General features: G+C 48.8%; 17 protein-coding genes and 1 pseudogene. 5 read left to right on the top strand and 13 right to left on the bottom strand.

Annotated elements, in window-relative coordinates; all coding sequences use genetic code 11:
• Positions 1-34: 34 nt before the first annotated feature.
• A complete protein-coding gene (locus tag NMQ00_RS03925) occupies positions 35-232 on the bottom strand; it encodes a CsbD family protein (protein ID WP_021066447.1) in 198 nt (65 codons plus the stop codon).
• 57 nt (positions 233-289) lie between these two features.
• On the bottom strand, positions 290-691 hold the full coding sequence (locus NMQ00_RS03920) for a hypothetical protein (protein ID WP_255178026.1): 402 nt from the start codon (positions 689-691) through the stop codon (positions 290-292).
• A 143-nt stretch (positions 692-834) separates the two neighbouring features.
• Here NMQ00_RS03920 and NMQ00_RS03915 point away from each other — a divergent pair, with 143 nt between their 5' ends.
• Genes NMQ00_RS03915 through NMQ00_RS03905 form a run of 3 tightly spaced genes read left to right on the top strand, consistent with a single transcriptional unit; the run spans position 835 to position 3,999 of the window.
• Entirely contained in the window at positions 835-1,767 is a 933-nt protein-coding gene (locus NMQ00_RS03915) for an ABC transporter ATP-binding protein (protein ID WP_255178025.1), read from the top strand.
• A gap of 5 nt (positions 1,768-1,772) precedes the next feature.
• A complete protein-coding gene (locus NMQ00_RS03910) occupies positions 1,773-2,912 on the top strand; it encodes an ABC transporter permease (RefSeq protein WP_255178024.1) in 1,140 nt (379 codons plus the stop codon).
• Positions 2,899-3,999 (top strand): ABC transporter permease, encoded by a 1,101-nt coding sequence (locus NMQ00_RS03905; RefSeq protein WP_255178023.1) that lies wholly within the window; start codon positions 2,899-2,901, stop codon positions 3,997-3,999. Before NMQ00_RS03910 ends, NMQ00_RS03905 begins: the two co-directional genes overlap by 14 nt.
• A 43-nt stretch (positions 4,000-4,042) precedes the next feature.
• On the opposite strand, the gene NMQ00_RS03900 is transcribed toward NMQ00_RS03905, so the two are convergent.
• Positions 4,043-6,727 carry an HD domain-containing phosphohydrolase gene (locus NMQ00_RS03900; protein WP_255178022.1) on the bottom strand — a complete coding sequence of 895 codons (2,685 nt, stop codon included), beginning with the start codon at positions 6,725-6,727 and terminating at the stop codon, positions 4,043-4,045.
• 201 nt (positions 6,728-6,928) lie between these two features.
• Here NMQ00_RS03900 and NMQ00_RS03895 point away from each other — a divergent pair, with 201 nt between their 5' ends.
• The gene (locus NMQ00_RS03895; RefSeq protein WP_255178021.1) at positions 6,929-7,237 is read left to right on the top strand and encodes a PadR family transcriptional regulator; all 309 of its coding nucleotides are present in this window, start codon (positions 6,929-6,931) and stop codon (positions 7,235-7,237) included.
• 5 nt (positions 7,238-7,242) lie between these two features.
• Entirely contained in the window at positions 7,243-8,427 is a 1,185-nt protein-coding gene (chrA, locus tag NMQ00_RS03890; RefSeq protein WP_255178020.1) for a chromate efflux transporter, read from the top strand.
• 35 nt (positions 8,428-8,462) lie between these two features.
• On the opposite strand, the gene NMQ00_RS03885 is transcribed toward chrA, so the two are convergent.
• The 10 genes and pseudogenes from NMQ00_RS03885 to NMQ00_RS03840 all read right to left on the bottom strand — a co-directional run bounded on the left by NMQ00_RS03885 (position 8,463) and on the right by NMQ00_RS03840 (position 19,529).
• Complete coding sequence (locus NMQ00_RS03885; protein ID WP_255178019.1) at positions 8,463-8,966, bottom strand: YdcF family protein; 504 nt, start codon at positions 8,964-8,966, stop codon at positions 8,463-8,465.
• 95 nt (positions 8,967-9,061) lie between these two features.
• Positions 9,062-10,294: a DHHW family protein gene (locus NMQ00_RS03880; protein WP_255178018.1), complete on the bottom strand. Its 1,233-nt coding sequence runs from the start codon at positions 10,292-10,294 to the stop codon at positions 9,062-9,064.
• 18 nt (positions 10,295-10,312) lie between these two features.
• Positions 10,313-11,743: an MBOAT family O-acyltransferase gene (locus NMQ00_RS03875; protein ID WP_255178017.1), complete on the bottom strand. Its 1,431-nt coding sequence runs from the start codon at positions 11,741-11,743 to the stop codon at positions 10,313-10,315.
• Complete coding sequence (locus NMQ00_RS03870) at positions 11,733-12,278, bottom strand: hypothetical protein (RefSeq protein ID WP_255178016.1); 546 nt, start codon at positions 12,276-12,278, stop codon at positions 11,733-11,735. Before NMQ00_RS03870 ends, NMQ00_RS03875 begins: the two co-directional genes overlap by 11 nt.
• 25 nt (positions 12,279-12,303) lie before the next feature.
• A complete protein-coding gene (gene wecB, locus NMQ00_RS03865; protein WP_255178015.1) occupies positions 12,304-13,413 on the bottom strand; it encodes a non-hydrolyzing UDP-N-acetylglucosamine 2-epimerase in 1,110 nt (369 codons plus the stop codon).
• 80 nt (positions 13,414-13,493) lie between these two features.
• Positions 13,494-14,270 (bottom strand): annotated as a pseudogene (gene tagH / locus NMQ00_RS03860) (teichoic acids export ABC transporter ATP-binding subunit TagH); the annotation flags it as partial.
• Positions 14,271-14,282: 12 nt separating this feature from the next.
• Complete coding sequence (locus tag NMQ00_RS03855; protein ID WP_255178014.1) at positions 14,283-15,080, bottom strand: ABC transporter permease; 798 nt, start codon at positions 15,078-15,080, stop codon at positions 14,283-14,285.
• 11 nt (positions 15,081-15,091) lie between these two features.
• Complete coding sequence (locus NMQ00_RS03850) at positions 15,092-16,384, bottom strand: nucleotide sugar dehydrogenase (RefSeq protein ID WP_255178013.1); 1,293 nt, start codon at positions 16,382-16,384, stop codon at positions 15,092-15,094.
• 155 nt (positions 16,385-16,539) lie between these two features.
• Positions 16,540-16,806: a hypothetical protein gene (locus NMQ00_RS03845; RefSeq protein ID WP_255178012.1), complete on the bottom strand. Its 267-nt coding sequence runs from the start codon at positions 16,804-16,806 to the stop codon at positions 16,540-16,542.
• Positions 16,807-16,823: 17 nt separating this feature from the next.
• Positions 16,824-19,529: a glycosyltransferase gene (locus tag NMQ00_RS03840; protein ID WP_255178011.1), complete on the bottom strand. Its 2,706-nt coding sequence runs from the start codon at positions 19,527-19,529 to the stop codon at positions 16,824-16,826.
• Positions 19,530-19,578: the final 49 nt, after the last annotated feature.

Raw genomic sequence — 19,578 nt, 5'->3', positions numbered from 1 at the left:
GGAAGTCGCATTGATCGCGATTTCCCGGTTTTTATTAGCGGCGTTCGTCTTTCAGGCTTTCGAGGTTTTGTTGGGCTTGGCCGGTCTTCTCTTTGGCCGTCCCCTTCACTTGATCTTTCTGGCCTTCACGTTTGAGCGATTGGTTGTCCGTCGCTTTGCCGACCGCTTCTTTCGCTTTGCCTGCCGCTTTATCGATCAAACCATCAACTTTTTTGTTTAGTCCGTCTTTCATGTGAATCTCCTCCTCGTTGTACATGCTGTCTAATTGATGTACCACTCTGAGGAAAACTCAAACATAGTGTTCTTTGACGAGTACCCGGAAACGCGGTCGCACGGTCAACTCGATCGTCGTCACTGTGCGGTTGCGGTCCTCGTTCATGACGATTAACAGCTCGCCGTGGTCGCGCCGATCCTCGAGCACCTCGACTTTCCCGACCGTTCGGAGGAGCTGATAATATAGCAACTCCCCCGCGGCGTCTTTGACGTTCACTTCGAACTCGTGATAACTCGGTGAAATTTTAAAATAAAACGACTCCGTCCCGTTCGAGAAACGGAACACCGACTCGTCATAATAAAACGGGAGTGTCGTATCCATCCGCTTCGGTTCGACGGTACAAAACAACGCCCACGCCATCTCATCCGGAAACTTCTCACTCGACTCTTCTTTATTGAACTGCCACTTTTTCATCATGATCCCTCACTTCGACTCCCATTAATTGTCTGAATAATTCGACTATTATATTTCATTCGGCAACAAGTTCGGAAGTTCCTGCAAACGGGAACAAAACCTTGTACGCTATTTCACGTTCTTGAGTTGAAAGGAGTTGCGTCAACGTGTCCATCATCGCCCTCGACCATGTCACGAAACGGTTCGGTGAGACGATTGCCTTGAACGACTTTTCACTTCACGTCGAGGCCGGCGAGCTGTTCGGCCTGCTCGGTCCGAACGGGGCCGGCAAGACGACCGCCATTTCCGTCATGCTGAACTTATATCCCGCCGACAGCGGCACCATCCGTATTTTCAATCACTCTATGCCAAAGGACGAGCAGACGATTAAACGGCGTGTCGGCATCGTCCCGCAGCACGTCTCCGTGTACGATCAGCTGACGGTGTTCGAGAACATCCAATTCTTCGCCGAGCTATATGGATTCAAGCCGGCCGAGGCGAAACAAAAGACCGTGGCCGCCCTCGACTTCGTCGAACTCACGCCCCACCAAAAGAAACGTCCGCCGGAACTGTCCGGGGGGCTCCTTCGTCGTCTCAATATCGCCTGTGGCATCGTCCATGAGCCGGAACTTATCTTCATGGATGAACCGACCGTCGCCATCGACCCGCAGTCACGCAACACCATCCTCGAGAACATCCGTGAGTTGAATCGACGCGGGGCGACGATCATCTATACGTCCCACTATATGGAGGAAGTCGAGATGCTCTGCGACCGCGTCGCCATCGTCGACGAGGGACGGATTATCGCCGAAGGGACGCAAGACGAGCTGAAAGACCAAGTCATGACGCTCGAGACGGCCCGCATCAAAGTCGACGCCCTCACTCCAGGCCTCCTGGAACGACTCGAATCGCTCGAACGGGTGAAGAAGGTCGAGTACGAGGAACCGTTCCTCGACGTGTCGCTCGAGAAAGACACCCCGCTCGCCCCGTTACTCGACGTCCTTCATGACGAGCGGGTCCGGTTCACCTCGATCACCGTCGACCGCCCGTCGCTCAATACCGTCTTCCTGGCCTTGACCGGTAAGACACTCAGGGAGTGATCACGATGAAACTATGGACATTCATCAAATATGATGTCAAACAGCAACTACGGGACCGCTCGACGCTGTTTTGGATGCTCATCTTCCCAGTCATTCTCATCTTCGGGCTCGGGACGATGCTGTCGGCTATTTTCAACAGCAACTTCTCGCTCCCGGTCACGGACGTCGCCTACGTCGAACAGTCGACGGATGACTACCGGGTGCCGCTCGAGACGTTCCTCGCCGACGACGACATCAAAACTTTCATCAATCTCGTCCCGTATGACAGTCTGGCCGCGGCCGAGACGGGCGTGAACGATGGTGACGCCGATGTCATCCTCCATTTGGACGGTCCCGATGTGCGCTTGTTGTACGAGGAACCGTCGACGATCGAGTTCGACGTGATTGAGGCCCTCCTCCGGCAATATACGGATGTCGCCAATCAGCAGATTATGCTCGCCGAGTCGGGCGTCTCCGCCCCGTTTACGCCTGAGTCGTTCATCGACAGCGAGAGCGTCGATTTGTCAGGGCGGACCCCGACGTCACTCGAATACTTCACCGTCACGATTTCCATCATGACGGCGCTGTTCGGTGCGTTCTACATCACCGGCATGCTCAGCGAGGAGAAGCCGATGACCGGGAGTTATCTCCGGATTCAAGCCGCTCCCGTCAAACGAATCGAATATCGCCTGGCCCGCAGCTTGAGCCGATACACGCTCATTTTCCTGCAACTCGTGCTCGTGTTTTGGTTCAGCCACTTCATTTATCGCAGCTTCTCACTCGATTACGTCCATTTCGGACTCTTGTTCATCGCTTGGCTCGCCCTCGCTTTATACGGCACCGCGTTTGGTTTCTTCATATCGAGCTTGCCCCGTATCTCGCGCGCGACGAAAGACGCGATCGTCAACGGGTTCGTTGCCATCATCATGATTCTCTCTGGCGGCTATGTCCCCGGGTTCGACCAAGTGACGCTGAGTGTCGCACCGTGGGCCCAGTACGTTTTCATGCCGATTTTCATGCGAGAAGGCATGCTCCAGGTGCTCCTGCGCGGCGGGGACACGGGCGTGTTTTGGCAAAGTCTCGGTTGGCTCTCCATTCATCTACTCGTGTTTGCCGTCCTCAGCCTGCTGTTATGGAAAGGGGTGAACCGCCGTGGTGCTATTTAGACATGTCGCCAAGCGTATGCTTCGGAAAAAAGGGCTATGGGTATTCACGTTCGTCTCCGTCTTCGGGTTCGCCCTCATCCTGTCGTTCCTCAGCTCGACGTCCGCTTTGAACGCCTCAATCGGCATTCTCGACCGCGACGGCGGGACGCTCGCCGGTCGCGTGATTGAAGAAGCGGGAAGGTTCGGCTCAGTGACCCCGCTTGAGACGGACGAGACGGATGAAGCATTGCTCCAAGGACAGGACGTCGTCTTAATTATCCCGGACGGATTCTCCGAGACGCTCTTGAATGGTGAGACGCCGCGATTATCATTCAGTGCGACCGAAGGAAGTGATGCCGCGCTGATCGAGCAAGCGCTCAACTCACATTTGTCCCGTGAGCGACAGCTATTGATCGCAAGTGATTTTGACGAAGAGCGTTTCACCGAACTTGCCGAACGCGAGACGGAGAACGGCTATACGCTCTCGAGCGATCCGTTCCAGCAGAGCGTGGCGACGACAGCGCGGACGCAGGCATTCCTCGGTCTTTTGTCGTTCGTCATGATGTCGGCCTTTCTCCAGTTCATCCCGCTGTTCGTCGCCGACGACCGGGACGAGAAGATTTATTCGCGGCTGTTCGCGGCCCCCGTTACCCCGCGGCGTTACATCGGTTCGTTATTTTTATCGTTCTGTGCGGCCGGGCTGCTCTACGTGCTCATGCTGCTCGCCTTCAGCGCCGTGCTCTATCGGCAAGACATTCTCGCCCACCTGCCTGTTCTCACACTGCTGTTCATCGTCTATCTGTTCGTCTGTCTCGCCATCGGGTCGCTCATCGCCATCCTGGCGACGAATCGGGAGAAAGCGAACATTTGGCAGACGTCCGTGACGATGGCGGCGGCCATCACCGGAGGCGCCTTCATCAGTTTGACGTGGCTTCCGGATACGCTCCAAGTCGTCGGGCGCTTCTTGCCGACGTACTGGTTCAACTACGGGATCGCCCAGATGTATGAAGATCATTTCCCGATCAACTCGGTCTTCATCATGTTCGGGATGGCGCTCGTCGTCTTCCTCGTCAGTGCCTGGGCGTTGAAGAAACGACCGCTCACATGAAAAAGGAGAGCTGCGATTGGCTCTCCTTTTTCATGCGATTCGATTAACGTTGCAACGTGGGTACGACCTTCTTGAAGAACACCTCGACGAGTTCCGGGTCGAACTGTCGGCCCGCCTCTTCGCCGATGACGGCGAGCGCTTCGTCGAGCGTCTTCGCCTGACGGTAAGGGCGTCCCGTCATCATGACGTCGAACGTGTCCGCGATTGAGATGATTCGTGAGGCGAGCGGGATTTGTTCACCGCTGATGCCTTTCGGATAACCGTTCCCGTCCCAGCGTTCGTGATGGGCGAGCACGATCTCCGACAGCGGTCCGTACTCCGGCACCGTGCTCAAGATGTTGTAGCTCACTTCGGGATGGCGTTTGATTTCCCGCCATTCGGCCTCGGTCAGCGCCCCCGTCTTGTCTAATATCTCATTGCTGATCGCGACCTTGCCGATATCATGCAGTGTCGCCGCCGTGACGAGTTCATTCACATCGGCACTCGTGAAGCCCATCGCTTTCCCCAGTTGCCGCGACAGCTCGGCGACGCGTTGCGAGTGCGCTTCTTCACGCGGAATCTTCTCATAAAGTGTCCGCATGATGAGTTGAATCGAATGGTGGCGGCGGCTTTGCTTCTCCGACACTTTATGGTGATACATCCGCTCCTCGGCCAAATTGAACACTTCGGCGACGGAGAGCGAGTCATCTTCCTTCACTGCTTCCCCGAACGACGCCGAGATCGGCAATCCTTCGATCGATTTGGCGAGGAACAGTTGACTCAGGCGATCGGACAACCGCCTCGCCTCCTCGAGTTCCGTGTTCGGCATGATGACAACGAACTCATCCCCGCCAATCCGGGCGACCGTATCTTTCCCGCGAATCTCACGTTTGAGCGTCATCGTCGCCTCAATCAACAAGCGATCGCCGACGAGATGACCGAACGCATCGTTCGTCAACTTCAACCCATTGATGTCGACGACAATCAAGGCGAGCGGATAATAGCAAGGCTCGTCGTACGTGATGAGCGCCTCGTCGAAGTAGCGGCGATTCTTCACGCCGGTCAATTGGTCATGGTAACTCAAATATTCGATTTCCATCTCATACTTTTTCTTCTCAGTCACATCCCCGATATAGCCGTGCCAGAGCACATGGCCTTCACCGAGCTTCTCCGGACGAGACGATCCCAAGATCCATGTCGTCCGACCGTCCGGTGTCAATACGCGGAACTCCGCATCCCAAATTGTCAAGTTCTCATACGACGTCTCGATGCTCGCCATCACATTCGGATAATCTTCAGGATGGATTTTAGAGAACACGAGACCCGGATCTTGTTTCATCTCCTCGAACGTGATGCCAATCAACAATTCGAACCCTCGGCTAAAGAATGGGAAGTGGAAGCTTCCGTCCGGTCGGCGCTCGAACTGATAGATGGCACCGGGCACTTGATCTGACAGCTTGGTGAGCAATCGATCCCGCTCGGCCAATTCTTCCTCGAGTTGGACGCGTTCCGTCACATCTTTGGCGACAGCGTAAATATAGTTGCCTTGTGCTTTTGAGTGCCACTCGATCGAGCGATAGTCGCCATCGATGGTCCGGTACCGGTTGACGAAACGGAAGATATCTTGACCTTCGTCGAGTAAGGCGAACGCCTCATTCGTCTTCTCGACGTCATTGGGATGAATCAGGCTCGTGAAGTCCATATTTTCAAGTTCTTCGAGCGGAAACCCGAGGACGCGCTCCCACGCCACGTTCAAATGGAAAATCTCATGATTGGTCAGGGACATGATGCACTCCAAGTCGACGGTGGCAAACCCTTCAAACATCGACTCTTTCGTGTCCCCGATTTGCCGGTCCGCTTTCGTCATCTGTTCAAGGATATGGACAATGTACAGCTCGACGAGACCGAGACGGTTCGCTTGTTTATTCCCTTGCATGACGATGGTCAAGTCTCCGTAAAAGACACCATCCTTCTCGATTTTGAACAAGACGATTTGACCAAGGTCGAAGATGCGCAAAATATTTTTGATCAACCGCTTCGGCAACACTCCGTCGACGAGCGGTAAAATATTATCGAACACGATCGGGCTCGGGGCTTCCAGTAATTTCGACCGCTTCGGACTCATCGGCCATTTGCGGCCGACCGGATGGAACCCGAGCACGTCGAGACTGCGTTCGAGCAGTTCGTCGATGCCTGAGAGCGCCACGGTCGAATACGTCTTCCCATCGTCGTCCACCAAGTTGAGGGTCACGGCCTTGGCGCCGGTGAAACCTCGAATCTGATCGAGAAAATGTTGGTTCATCAACAACTCACGCCCGGTCGTGACGAAACGGTGCGACACGTTGACGAGTTGTTTTAACGCATTGTTCTCTTGGACGTGCGGCGTGATGTCATGGAAGAGTGTCGACACATAACCCGGACGCTCGCTGAAGACCGACAGTTCATACCAGGCTTTGTTGCGGCGTGAGAAGTGCTCGAACGTGATCGCTTCACCGCTGTCGACGGCACGGGCGACTTGGACGATCCATTCCCGTTCGCTATATTCAAAGTCTTTCAACTTGTCGGTGATCCGGCCACCGATAAAATGTTCGCGCTTGGCTTTCATGATGCGTTCGAACGCCTCGTTCACTTCAAAGAACTCATAGTCGACGGGCTCCCCCGCCTTATCGTAGAGCACTTTGAATTCGACGTAGCCTTGGGGCATATGGCGCAACAAGGATTGAAGTTTGGTCTGGTCTAAGTCTGCCACGTCGGTTCCTCCTCTATTTCCTTCTACGTTTCAGTTTACCTCATTTTTTATAAATTCCCTATATTTGCCGAATCGATTCCCGACAATGTGCGCACATTAAGTTTTTGTAAATGACACGCCAAAGGTTGCGCCCGACCCGCTCAGTTGTTAGTATGATTACGAAAACCGATATCGGAAATCGATTTCAAGGAGATGATGAACGTGGAAGACCGCGTCCTACGTAAACTATTTCTCGGCTTCATTCATATTCACATCTTGCACCATGCATCCGAGCACCCGGTGTATGGAGCTTGGATGGTCGAGGAGCTTCGAGAGCACGGCTACTCGATCAGTGCCGGCACGCTCTATCCGATTTTGCACAGCATGGAACAGGATGGGTTGCTCATCCGGACGAACGAACTCGTCGACGGCCATATCCGAAAGAATTACACGACGACCGAGAAAGGTCTCGTCGTCTTGGCGGAAGCCCGTCAAAAAGCGTATGAATTATTTAAAGAAATCAAGGAGTGAAGCACATGTCCAACCAACGCGTAACGTTCAAGACGTTGCTTGAGATTTTATTCGTATCGACCCGGCTCGGTCTGACCTCGTTCGGCGGTCCGGTTGCCCACCTCGGCTATTTCCATGAGGAATACGTCCGCCGCCGCAAATGGATGGATGAGCGTGCATACGCCGACCTCGTCGCCCTCTGTCAGTTCTTGCCCGGTCCGGCCAGCAGTCAGGTCGGCATCGGCATCGGTATCGTTCGTGGCGGGATCCTCGGCGGTATCACGTCGTTCATCGGCTTTACGGCCCCGTCCGTCATCGCCCTCATCTTGTTCGCCCTATTGGTGTCTGGACTTGACGTCACCGACGCGGGGTGGCTCTATGGGTTGAAAGTCGTCGCCGTCGCCATCGTCGCCCACGCCATTCTCGGAATGGCCGGCAAATTGACACCGGACGCGAAGACGCGGACGATCGCCTTCTTCGCGCTCGCCGGGGTGTTGTTGTGGCAGACGACCTATAGCCAAGTGCTCGTCATCTTGCTCGCCGGTCTTGCCGGGTTCTTGCTGTTCAAACCGCAAAACCTCGACGTCAAATCGGCTTCGTTCCCGCTCTCGAAACGGCTCGGGGCGACGCTACTCGGTCTGTTCGGGGCGCTACTCGTCATCTTGCCGATCTTGCGGGAGACGATTGAAAGTCAATCAGTTGCCATGTTCGACAGCTTCTATCGCGCCGGGGCCCTCGTCTTCGGCGGCGGCCATGTCGTCTTGCCGCTCCTCGAGCGTGAGCTCGTACCGGCCGGCTTCTTGAGCGAAGAGGCGTTCCTCGCCGGTTACGGGGCCGCCCAAGCTGTACCCGGCCCGCTCTTCACGTTCGCGTCCTACCTCGGAACCGTCATCAATGGCGTCCCGGGCGGACTGCTCGCCACGTTTGCCATCTTCTTGCCGGCGTTCCTGTTGATCCTCGGTGCCTTGCCGTTTTGGGATGCGCTCCGTCGCAACCCGAAAGTCGCCGGCGCACTCATCGGCGTCAACGCTGCCGTCGTCGGGATTTTGATCGCTGCGTTCTATCAGCCGATCTTCACGAGCACGGTGAACGGTGCCGTCGACTTCGTCTTCGCCGCCTTCTTGTTCGCCATGATCGCGTACTGGAAGATGCCACCTTGGGCGCTCGTTATCGTCGGCGTCATCGGTGGGATGATCATCGGTACGTTATAACACGAAAAAGGGACTTCGCGATGAAGTCCCTTTTGTCATGGTCGCCATTTCCAGCGCATATAGTTGATGAACAGCTTCACGTACGCCAACTGTTCACGGACGACGTACTTCAGTTTTGTGGCCGTCGGCGTTCTCGCATACAGTGCGTCGGTCGAGAGCCCAAAGTACAGGCGTCCGACGAGCCGGGCCCGCCTCACATGAAAGTCGTTCGTGACGACGGTCAGACCAGACTCTCCACTCCAAATCGAACGGCTGAACAGAAAGTTCTCATACGTCGACGTCGACTCCGCTTCGATATGGATTCGCGCCGCATCAATGCCACGTGCCGTCAACTCCCGGGCAATGACGCGGGCCTCCGCCATCCCTTCATCAGGTCCTTGTCCCCCAGAAGCGATGAGTTCGACATGCGGATATTGCTTCGCGTACTCAGCCGCCGCTTCAATCCGGTGCAACAAGGCACGGGACGGTTGAATCCCGTTCACTTTCGCACCGAGGACGAGGACGTAGCGATACGTGCCGTCAGCGTTTCTTCGTGCCATCTCTCTCACCTGCCTATCTGTTAGTATAGCCAATCCCCATAAAAAAAAGCCAATCATCGCGTGGATGATTGGCACGTTGTGAAAGCTAACATTATTTAAAAACTCTTAGAATAATCTTGGGCTAGTCCACTAATGACGTCATTGTGCATGAACATAACACCATCTACGTCTTCTTCAACGATATATTCAGAAATATCGATATCCTCTGTATACCGCACATCAAACACGGTAATTTCTCCAACGGACTCCCCTAACAATCCAAGCAATGGGTTGGCATAAGAATCTTTAAGGACGACGATGTGACGATCATTTTTTTTCGTTTTTTGCTCGATTTTTAAATGGCTGTAATTTCCACCCATGAACACACCATAGTAATCTTCAAATGGATCTGTCTTTTTTAATTCATTTCGATCAATTACTTCTCCGTCACATGACTCAAAACTCATGCACACTTGCGAATTAAAACCTTCCGTAGGTTCCCAGTACTCTAAATAATCTGCTGATTTCACGTAAGGAAGTGAAGCTTTTCGAGCATACGTCCCATAATACGGAGTGGTCATGCTTTTTGACTCCCAATGTTCTTTCGGTAACGTCTCTAATTCCGGAAACTCTTGTTGAAGCGTGGACATAATTTGCTCATATCCTACATAGGCTCCATTGATCGACCAGTGATGATCTGTTTTAAAGTAAACATCTTCTATATCGTTTTCTTTTAATGAATCATACAAATCAATCACTTCAATCCCGACTTCATCTAAAACCCCATGCATGACCTTTCGCGATTCATCATTGTACGAAGGGATATGACTCGGAATCAGTCCTTGTGCATCCGCAAAAGACGCCTTACTAGGAGCTGATGCGAACCAGACTGGTACCTCTGCTTGTTTCATGTCATTTGAAAATTGACCGAACGGTTCTTTGAACCCATCGAAATTCTGAACTTTCTCAGCCGGTTCAAGCAACATGCCACTTGGAAGACCATAGATGCCGTTACTCAGCGGCTGAAACAATCCATTTTTCCTCACAAAACCGTTAATATATACCCAACGATCACGTTGAAACACCTGGTCGTTCGTATACGTTTCAAATTGCTCCGTATAGTCACCTTCAAAGAGACTAGTAAAAGAAAAGTCTGGTTTTTGAGCCAATTCACGGCCTTCAACATGAGAGATTTCACGGTCATCTCCTAATGTATACACGGCAAGACCTAACAAAAGGGTGCCAAGAAAAATCATCATAATCAATAGATTGATCACCGTAGATGATTTTTGACCTTTTCTCGCTTTAGGACTCCGGCCTCTGTCATCAGATAATTTTAAGTTTGGCATATCAGCACTCCTCTTTGATTAAAAACGGAAGTAAATAAACGGATTGAAGGTACTGGACACGATAAATGAAATGGAGATGACGAATAAAAGTGAAATCCCTGCTGCTCGAATCAAACCTGTAAAGATTCGATAAGAGACATTCGCAGATTCGACCTCATATTTTAGAACCTTCATCGTCAGCCATTTCGGAATCGGTGTAGCCGCAATCATAGCGATTAACAATACAGCTCCATACTGCATTAAATAAAACTGAGACGTCGAATCAAACAACGGCGTGTTATTTAACGCGAACATCGTTTGCAAATACTCGATGGCGTATGGGAAATTGTCTGCTCTGAAGAATACCCAACCGATGACAACTACAAACAATGTAAATAGGTGAGCCAAGGCAGCTGGAATCCGGGCCAACCATTTCCCGAGAAATGCTCGTTCAAGCATGATGAAAATCCCATAGTAGGCACCCCAAGCGACGAACGTCCAACTTGCACCGTGCCATACTCCAGTAAGCGTCCACACAATCGCTAAGTTACGATAAGTCTTCCACGGGCCGGAACGATTTCCACCCAACGGAATATAGACATAGTCCCGGAACCAACTTCCGAGTGAAATGTGCCATCTTCTCCAAAACTCTGAGACTGATTTTGAGATGTACGGATAATTGAAGTTTTCAAGAAAGTGAAAACCAAACATCCGGCCAAGTCCGATTGCCATATCTGAATAACCCGAGAAATCAAAGTATATTTGTAACGAGTATGCGATAATACCAATCCATGCTAACGTCGTTGAAATTTCGCCTGCTGGGCTATTGAACACTTGGTCTGCTACATAGCCACAACTATTTGCTAAAATCATTTTCTTACCGAGTCCAATGACGAACCGTTGAATGCCCGAAACGAAATCGTCTAACGTTTCGCGACGATCATTGATTTCATCGGCCACTGTTTGATAACGAACAATCGGGCCGGCAATCAACTGCGGGAATAATGCGATATAGAGCGCAAGGTTTAGGGGATTCTTTTGAACTTTTCCGTCTTCCCGATACACGTCGATGACGTAACTCATCGCTTGGAATGTAAAGAATGAAATCCCGATTGGTAACGGGATTTCTGGATCATTCAAATTCAGACCGAACAGCGAATTCGTGTTTTCCACGAAAAAACTGGCATATTTAAAGACGCCAAGCATACCGATATTTCCTAAGACCATCGCAACCATCGTCGCTTTTAAACGCTTGGCGTCATGTCGGTATCGATCGACCCAAAGCCCGAACATATAGTTCATCAAAATGGAGACGAGCATAATCATGACGAACCTTGGCTCGCCCCATGCATAGAAGAACAAGCTTGCCGCGAGCAATACGAAGTTCTTTAAAAAACGGGGAGACACGAAGTACAAACCAAGCACAATCGGTAAGAAATAAAATAGAAATACCGATGAACTAAATAACATTTGCGTCGTCCTCCTCGTCTTCCTCATCCTTCTCATCTAATGGTTCATCTGCGAACAAGGAGAGCCATGCGTCATTCATCATGATATATGGCTCTTCATACGATGAGTCCGTCAAATAAAACTTGAATGCGAGTTTAAAGAACTCAGCACCTTTTTCTAATTCGATTTCCTCTCGGAATGAGAATGTATCGCTCTTCAAATTGTACCGTTTCTTCAAGTTCGCAATCCGTTTCGTTTTGTTGTATTGCATATAGTAGACTTCAATACGCGTTCCAATCGGAAGATTCGCTTCAAAACTGCCTTCCACGAGTAAACGATTGGCATCCATCAATTTTGCATCAGGACGATAAATTTTACTCGGTGGCACGTCAAATTTTTGATCGAACATTTGAACGTACAACGAGGAAGATGCCTCGTAATCGCGAAAACTGATTTTTGTCCGGTACTGTTCTTCCGTTGCGTGCATCATGTCTTTATCACCCATCGGAAAATAGTGGTAAATAGCTGGACGGATATATCGTTTACGAATCATCATAGTGATTACTCCTTCATGAGAGGACTTATTTATTGAAGTGCGTCAAAATCGCATCAACAATGCGTGCTGAAGCTTGTCCATCTCCGTATGGGTTTGAAGCTTTCGACATCTCAAGATGTTTTGTCTCATCCGATAGCAATTCGTCTGCTAATCCAAAAATGGTTTCTTCCTCAGTACCTGCGAGCTTAAGCGTACCTGCTGCCACACCTTCTGGTCGTTCCGTCGTATCACGAAGCACAAGGACAGGGACACCAAGCGATGGTGCTTCTTCTTGGACGCCACCTGAATCCGTTAAGATTAAGTGTGATTTCGCCGCAAAGTTATGGAAATCGAAGACATCGAGTGGCTCGATCAATTGTACGCGGTCTAGATCGTGAAGAATTTCGTTCGCGAGTTCGCGCACGATGGGGTTCATGTGCACCGGATAGACCACTTCAATGTCCTCATACTTTTCAATCAAACGACGAACGGCACGGAACATATTGCGCATCGGCTCTCCGAGGTTCTCACGACGGTGTGCCGTCAACAAGACGAGACGACGTCCTTGTGCAGTGATCTCGTCAAGAATCGGGTTCGTGTATGAATCTTTTACCGTCGTGTTCAATGCGTCAATCGCAGTGTTTCCGGTAACGTAAATCATATCCTGCTGCTTACCTTCAGACACCAAGTTCCCAGCTGAAACGTCAGTCGGTGCAAAATGAAGATTTGCCAAAACGCCCGTCAACTGTCGATTCGCCTCTTCTGGGAACGGCGAATACAAGTTGTAAGTCCGAAGACCTGCTTCGACATGTCCGACGGCCGTTTGATTATAAAATGCCGCAAGTGAAGTCGCAAATGTTGTCGTTGTGTCACCGTGTACGAGCACAATGTCCGGTTTAGCTTCTTTGATGACATCGTCCATCCCGTGAAGGACCCGTGTCGTCACATCAAACAACGTTTGCTTGTCCTTCATAATATCCAAATCGTAATCCGGTGTGATTTTAAATAAGTTTAAGACTTGATCAAGCATTTGTCGATGCTGCGCTGTTACCACAACAATCGGTTCTACCCCTTCACGTTTCTTCAATTCAAGTACGAGGGGGGCCATCTTGATTGCTTCAGGACGCGTCCCAAAAACAGTCATTACTTTAATCATCCCGTCATCTCCTTTGTTGGTTGAGTTCTTGGTAACACGATCGTTTCTCCTAAATCATTTGAGTCGACGATAGTCGTACGCTGAGTCAATTTGCTTTCTTTATATTGACTTTGTTGCGATTTAGTCAATTGACGATACCATTTCAAAAACTTGTTGTATTCTCCGACAATTTCTTCAACAGGACCGTATTCACGAATCTCTCCGTACTCCAACCACAGCGCCTGTGTACAAAATTGTTTGACTTGAGATACAGAGTGGCTGATGAAGAAGATGGTCTTGCCTTGATCCTTAAACTCGTTCATCTTCGTCAAACATTTGTCGGTGAACGTTTGATCACCTACAGACAACGCTTCATCAATCACTAAAATGTCAGGATCGATATTAATCGAGATGGCAAATCCAAGTCGTGATTTCATCCCGCTCGAATACGTTTTGACGGGTTGATGAATGAACTCGCCGATATCAGCAAAATCAATGATCTCAGGTGTCAATTCGGTTATTTGTTCTTTACTCATCCCGAGCATCAAACCTTTTAGCTCAATGTTCTCCATCCCAGTCAGTTGACCGTTTAGTCCAGATGAAATGGCGATCAATGCCGTTTTCCCGCGCAATGTGATTTGCCCGTGTGTCGGGGGCATGACATCCGCTAACAAATTGGACATCGTCGATTTACCAGACCCGTTAATGCCGATAATCCCGACGACCTCGCCAGGAGGTACCTCAAAACTTACGTTCCGAAGTGCGTAGAATTGGGTGCCATTCGTCTTTCCCGTAAACACCTCTTTTAACTTATCACTCTGTTTTCTATAGAGGGTATAGCGCTTAGAGACATTTTCAAATTTCACCTGTGACGTCATGAGATACCCTCCTTAAATATAATCGATAAAGTAACGACGGAAACGCATATGAACGTTTGAACCCACGAAGAACAAAACAATGACGATGGCCCAATAGTAAATGCCCCATTCCCAGTTCTCCACAATCCAATCTGTGCCAAGAAACATCGAACGATACCCTTCCACGAGATAGTAAAGAGGATTCAATTGCAGTACTTGTTGAACCCATCCCGTAGGTAGCCAAAAGATTGGAGTCAAATAGAGCATCATTCGCATAACAGACATAAGCAAGTTTTGTAAGTCGCGGATAATTGTAGTCAAGGCCGACGTTAACAGTGCGAGCGCATAAAGCAGTGCGACAGCGCTAATCAACAAGTAAATCAACCAGAACGTATGCCACCCCGGATAATAGCCGAAGAAAGCAAGCAAAACGAAACTGACAACAATCATTCCGAAATGTCGATAAAGCAACGATAGTAACACGTATGCAGGAATCGTACTAAGAGGGAAGCTCATTTTAGAAACGAGCCCGATCCGCGAGTACACGGAACGGGCAGTTGTCGTAATTGCTGGGCTGATGAAAAACCATACAATGATTCCGCTGACCAACCATGGTAAAAATGCGACACCGTCTATGTCTCTTCCTTCTCGGATACCGAAGCCAAAGACAAACCAGTAGACCGAGATTTGAAGAATCGGTGTCACCAATTCCCATAGAAACCCTAAGTATTGCATGGAATACATACTTTTTGTTTCATACATAGAGAGTCTCAATATTAAATAGAGACTCTCCCGAATTTCAGAATATATTTGTTTAGGAGCTTTTAACATAAGCCCACCTCTCAGACAGTGAGATTAGCCTTGTTCACAAAAGAATAGAGGTTGCCGTAGTTCACGACATCAACTTGTTCATCTTGGTCGGCTTTCACAATATTTCGTGTGTCAAAAATCATCGGACGACGCATCATTGATGTCAATTCAGCAAAATCCAATTCTTTAAATTCATTGTGGTCTACGAGGATGAGCACGATATCCGCGTCTTGCAATGCCTCTTCTTTTGAGACGAGCTCAAAATGTTTCGATGATGACACTTCCACGTGTGGATCGTGAACAGCGACGTTCATCCCTTGCTCAAGCATCAATTCGATGATCTCCACAGCAGGACTCTCGCGCATATCGTCAACGTTTCCTTTGTACGTCACGCCGAAGGCAGCGACTTTGGCATCTTTCGAGTCACCAATCAATTTTTGAACGTTTTCCACAACGTATGCCGGCATCGATACGTTTGTATCACGTGACAATTTAATAATCTTCGCATGTTCGGGTTGTTTCGCAACAATGAAGTAAGGATCAACAGCGAGACAGTGTCCACCGACACCAGGCCCTGGGCTGTGGAGGTTTACACGCGGGTGTTTATTGGCCATTTCAATCACGTCAAGAACGTTGATATCGAGGGCGTTACAAACTTTCGCAAGTTCATTCGCTAGCGCGATGTTTACATCTCGGAATGTGTTTTCCATCAATTTAGACATCTCTGCCGTTTTCGCATCGGTTTTAATAATCTCACCTTCGACGAAAGTGCCGTACACACGTGCTCCTGCTTCCGCACAAGCTGGTGTTAATCCACCGACGATCCGGTTATTGTGGACGAGCTCATGAAGAATTTGACCTGGAAGAACACGTTCCGGGCAATGAACAAGATAAATATCTTCTCCAACCACAAATCCAGCCTCTTCCACAAGCGGCTTCACAAAATCATCCATCGTACGTGGGGCAATTGTCGATTCGACAATGATGACGTTACCTTTTTCTACATGAGGCAAGACACGTTTAGTGGCGTCAAGAACATATGTTAAATCACATGACTTATGCTCGTCATCGTTATTCGGTGTCGGTACCGCAATGATAAACGCATCAGCTTTTTCCGGTTCCATCGAAGCGCGGAATTTACCATTTTCAACTACAGATTTTACAACATCTCCGAGACCCGGCTCTTCGATGTGAATTTCTCCGCGGTTTAATTTATCGACAACCGATTGATGAATGTCAACACCAACAACGTCCACCCCGTATTGTGCAAAGACGGCTGATGTCGGCAGACCAATATATCCTAAACCAATAGTACAAACTTTCATGTCGTTACCTCCAAAGTACTGTTCATTTTTTAATGAATTGTTTCATTTATTTTTTCTCTATGCTAAAACAATAGCAATTATACTCTGCGCCTTATTTAGAAGCAACTACAAACTAATAACAAAGTCATGTCTGTCTTGTCACAAAAAGTAGTGTGTCATTTGCGACGTAACTTCCGTCTCAATTCCCAGTACTTCCGCGTCACTTTGGTCAGTTTGGATTTATTCAACGCCTCGTAACGCGGTGCAATTTCCGAGAGTTCTTTCGCCATGTGTTGCGAGAGTGCAGATAGCGTTTCGTAGCGTTTTAATAATTCCTCGTAATGGTAGTAAATCAGTTCTTTCTCCATCTCCAACGTGACTTTCTCTTCTTTTAACTGATTATTTTCACGCAATAAGCTTACTTCATCTTTATGATCTGTCATTGTCCGTTCCTCCATATTCATTGCTCAGGCCCAAATTGTTTCGCTAATTGTTCAAACTGATTCGTTTCGTACAATTCAACGAATGTGGCTACCTTTTCGTTTTTCAATGTTTCTGGTTGGAACAATTCATAAATCTTATACAAAATCGTGACGTTGTGCTTAAAGTCTTGCAGGTTACTTCGTTTCAAGTGGCGCAAATACCAAAGTTCGAAGAAGACTTCAAAACGATGACTATTGAAGGCATCGAGCACTTTTTCTTCTTTGAATACTTTGGCCCGAGCCTCTTCGCGCAACAGACACTTCTCAAAATACTTGGCGGTAATCGCATTGACGGTCGACCCGCTGACTGCAGCATAGTAGTCATGAATCACTTTATTCACCAATAACACTTTTTTGGCTTTTAACATCATTTCCGTGAAGAACAGCGAATCTTGACCGACAGCGCCGACAACTTGTTCAAGCTGGTGTGCTTCAATGAAAGATTTACGAATAACCATCGCCTGAATGCTTTGAACACTGAAGTTGTGATCGAGTAAATATTGGCGTGGGTCGTTTAAAACAAGTTGGTCTTGTTGATAAGATTTAGGCAACATGATTGGAGATTCTTTCTCCGCCAACTTTTTCATGTGACCTGTCGCAAAATCGAGATCCGGGTCTTGCTCCATCAATTGGTAGAGGAATGCATAACCGTCTTCCGTCGCCTCATTATCTGGATCGAGGAACACGATATAGTCGGTCGTCGCCATTTCAACACCTTTATTCCGTGGTCTCGAGGCGCTACCGCTTCCACCCATTTCATAAAGGTACGTCGTGACGTTCGCGTGTTTTTCTTTGATTTGACGAATTTGTCGCAACGTCTCAATGTCGGAAGATCCATCGTCCACGATAAAGATTTCCATGTCTTTGAACATCGAACTCCGCTTTAAACTCAAGAAGCACTTATTGTATAAGTATTTCCCGTTGTTATACACAGGAATGATGACTGTCATCTTATAATCCGTACGGATTTCTTGTTCGGCGTCTTCTTGAGCGATGCGTCTTTCTAAACTAAAGCGATCAATTGCATAGCCTTTCAAGCCATGGTCTTTCTGTTGTCCGGAAATGACGTTATAAGGGGCTGTTGCGGTCCAAAACAGCGTCGTGTAACGGCTCGTGAACGAATCAGTGTAGCTATGCTCGATTCCTTCGTTCCATTCATGCCCTTCTTTATATACCACTTGTGTGACGAAATCCACGTCTGTATATTTAAAGCCATTCACTAAATCTTCTAAATAATATGGGCCGTATGCGAACTGATCATTGAAGTAGGCGACCATATCGTATGCCGTAACAAGTTCTGCTGTGACCTCTTCTTCGCGGACAAATGTCTTGTTCGAGTAGGATTGCTGTTCAAAATCTCGTTGGACGATTGAGTTTTGACCACTTCCTACAACGAGTACAGACTTATCAAGATTTGATTCGGTGTGACCCAACGCGCTCATGATCGTTTGAAGACGATGGTAGACCGTATGGTGTGACATCACGTTTCGAACACCATGCATTTGATGCTCATAACGTTCATCCGCTGTGAACATCGTCATCATCGACTCCGCATCCGCTTCGTTCGTCGCAATAAAGATATTCGGGAAATAATTATTGACGGCAACACTATAATTCGACAAAATCAAATTCCCGAGCGCCTGTGATTCATAGACGCGACGGGCACACATCGTCGGGCTATACTTGATGCTATTGACGTTTAATACCCAATCATAGCTTTTGCTTAACTTTTGCAATTCTACATAGTTGACGCTTGGCGCGACGTACGGGGCAAACTCTTCCGGGAAATGGTAGCGTGGGTCGTTAAGCGAATAGTTGCGATCGATGATGTCGAGTCGTTTATCTGCCAATAAGACACCATTCAACAACTTCATGATATCTTCCGTCCGCTCGCTATATTTCTCCATCCAACTTCCAGCAAACAAGGCCCCGTCAATTTTCTCGACAGAGCGAGTACCAATCGGGTTGTGCAGCTTCGGATTCACTCCAAACTCAAGGACACCGATACGGTCATGCCCACAATCCAACTTATACTCTGTAATCTTCCCTTCATCTCCTGTGAAAACGACATCACTCCGTTGAGCGATTCCGATAAAGCGAGAGTAGTTACTCGGATCTTCTGTCGACTGCATGACAACGGGAACGTTACGCGATTTTGCGTGTTCGATAATTTGATAGAGCGCTTCACGCTTTTCAGAGTCAGGGTTTGAAATCCCGCGCCATTCGTCTTCATATAGTCCTTTCCAAGATGTTAGAATGAGGAAGAAGTCGATCGGTTCGGCGAAAACATCTTTTGCGTTTGTCGGGGTGACGTAATGAAGATTCATCGCATCTTTATAAAATTCGTACATAAACTCAGAACAAACGATGGCGACGTTCGGTTTCGTCAATCCTTTATAGTAACGCGATCCGTTACTGTCACCGATGAGCGCCATAGACTGTTTGAACTGGGCGATGTAATGGCGATTGCTGGCATTATGGTATTTTTGAACGATCTCCAATTTTTTAGGGGCGCGTTCTTTTCGTTTTCTGAATTGGTCCAACGAATAGTCGAGCCGCGGCAACCGTTTAATCCGTTTCAAAGATTCAGAGTCTAGATGACTCATCGCATTCACGCGGCGCGTTTCGCTTTGCGCCCACGCGACGTGCTCCGTCAAATCGTTGAGAATTTTTTTATAATTCATCTGTCTATGAATTCTCCTTTTACGTCACATTCGATTTTTTGTACATTAT

This window comes from Exiguobacterium aurantiacum (genome assembly GCF_024362205.1).
GTDB classification, from domain to species: domain Bacteria; phylum Bacillota; class Bacilli; order Exiguobacteriales; family Exiguobacteriaceae; genus Exiguobacterium; species Exiguobacterium aurantiacum_B.
This window is presented reverse-complemented; position numbering and strand designations above follow the sequence as displayed.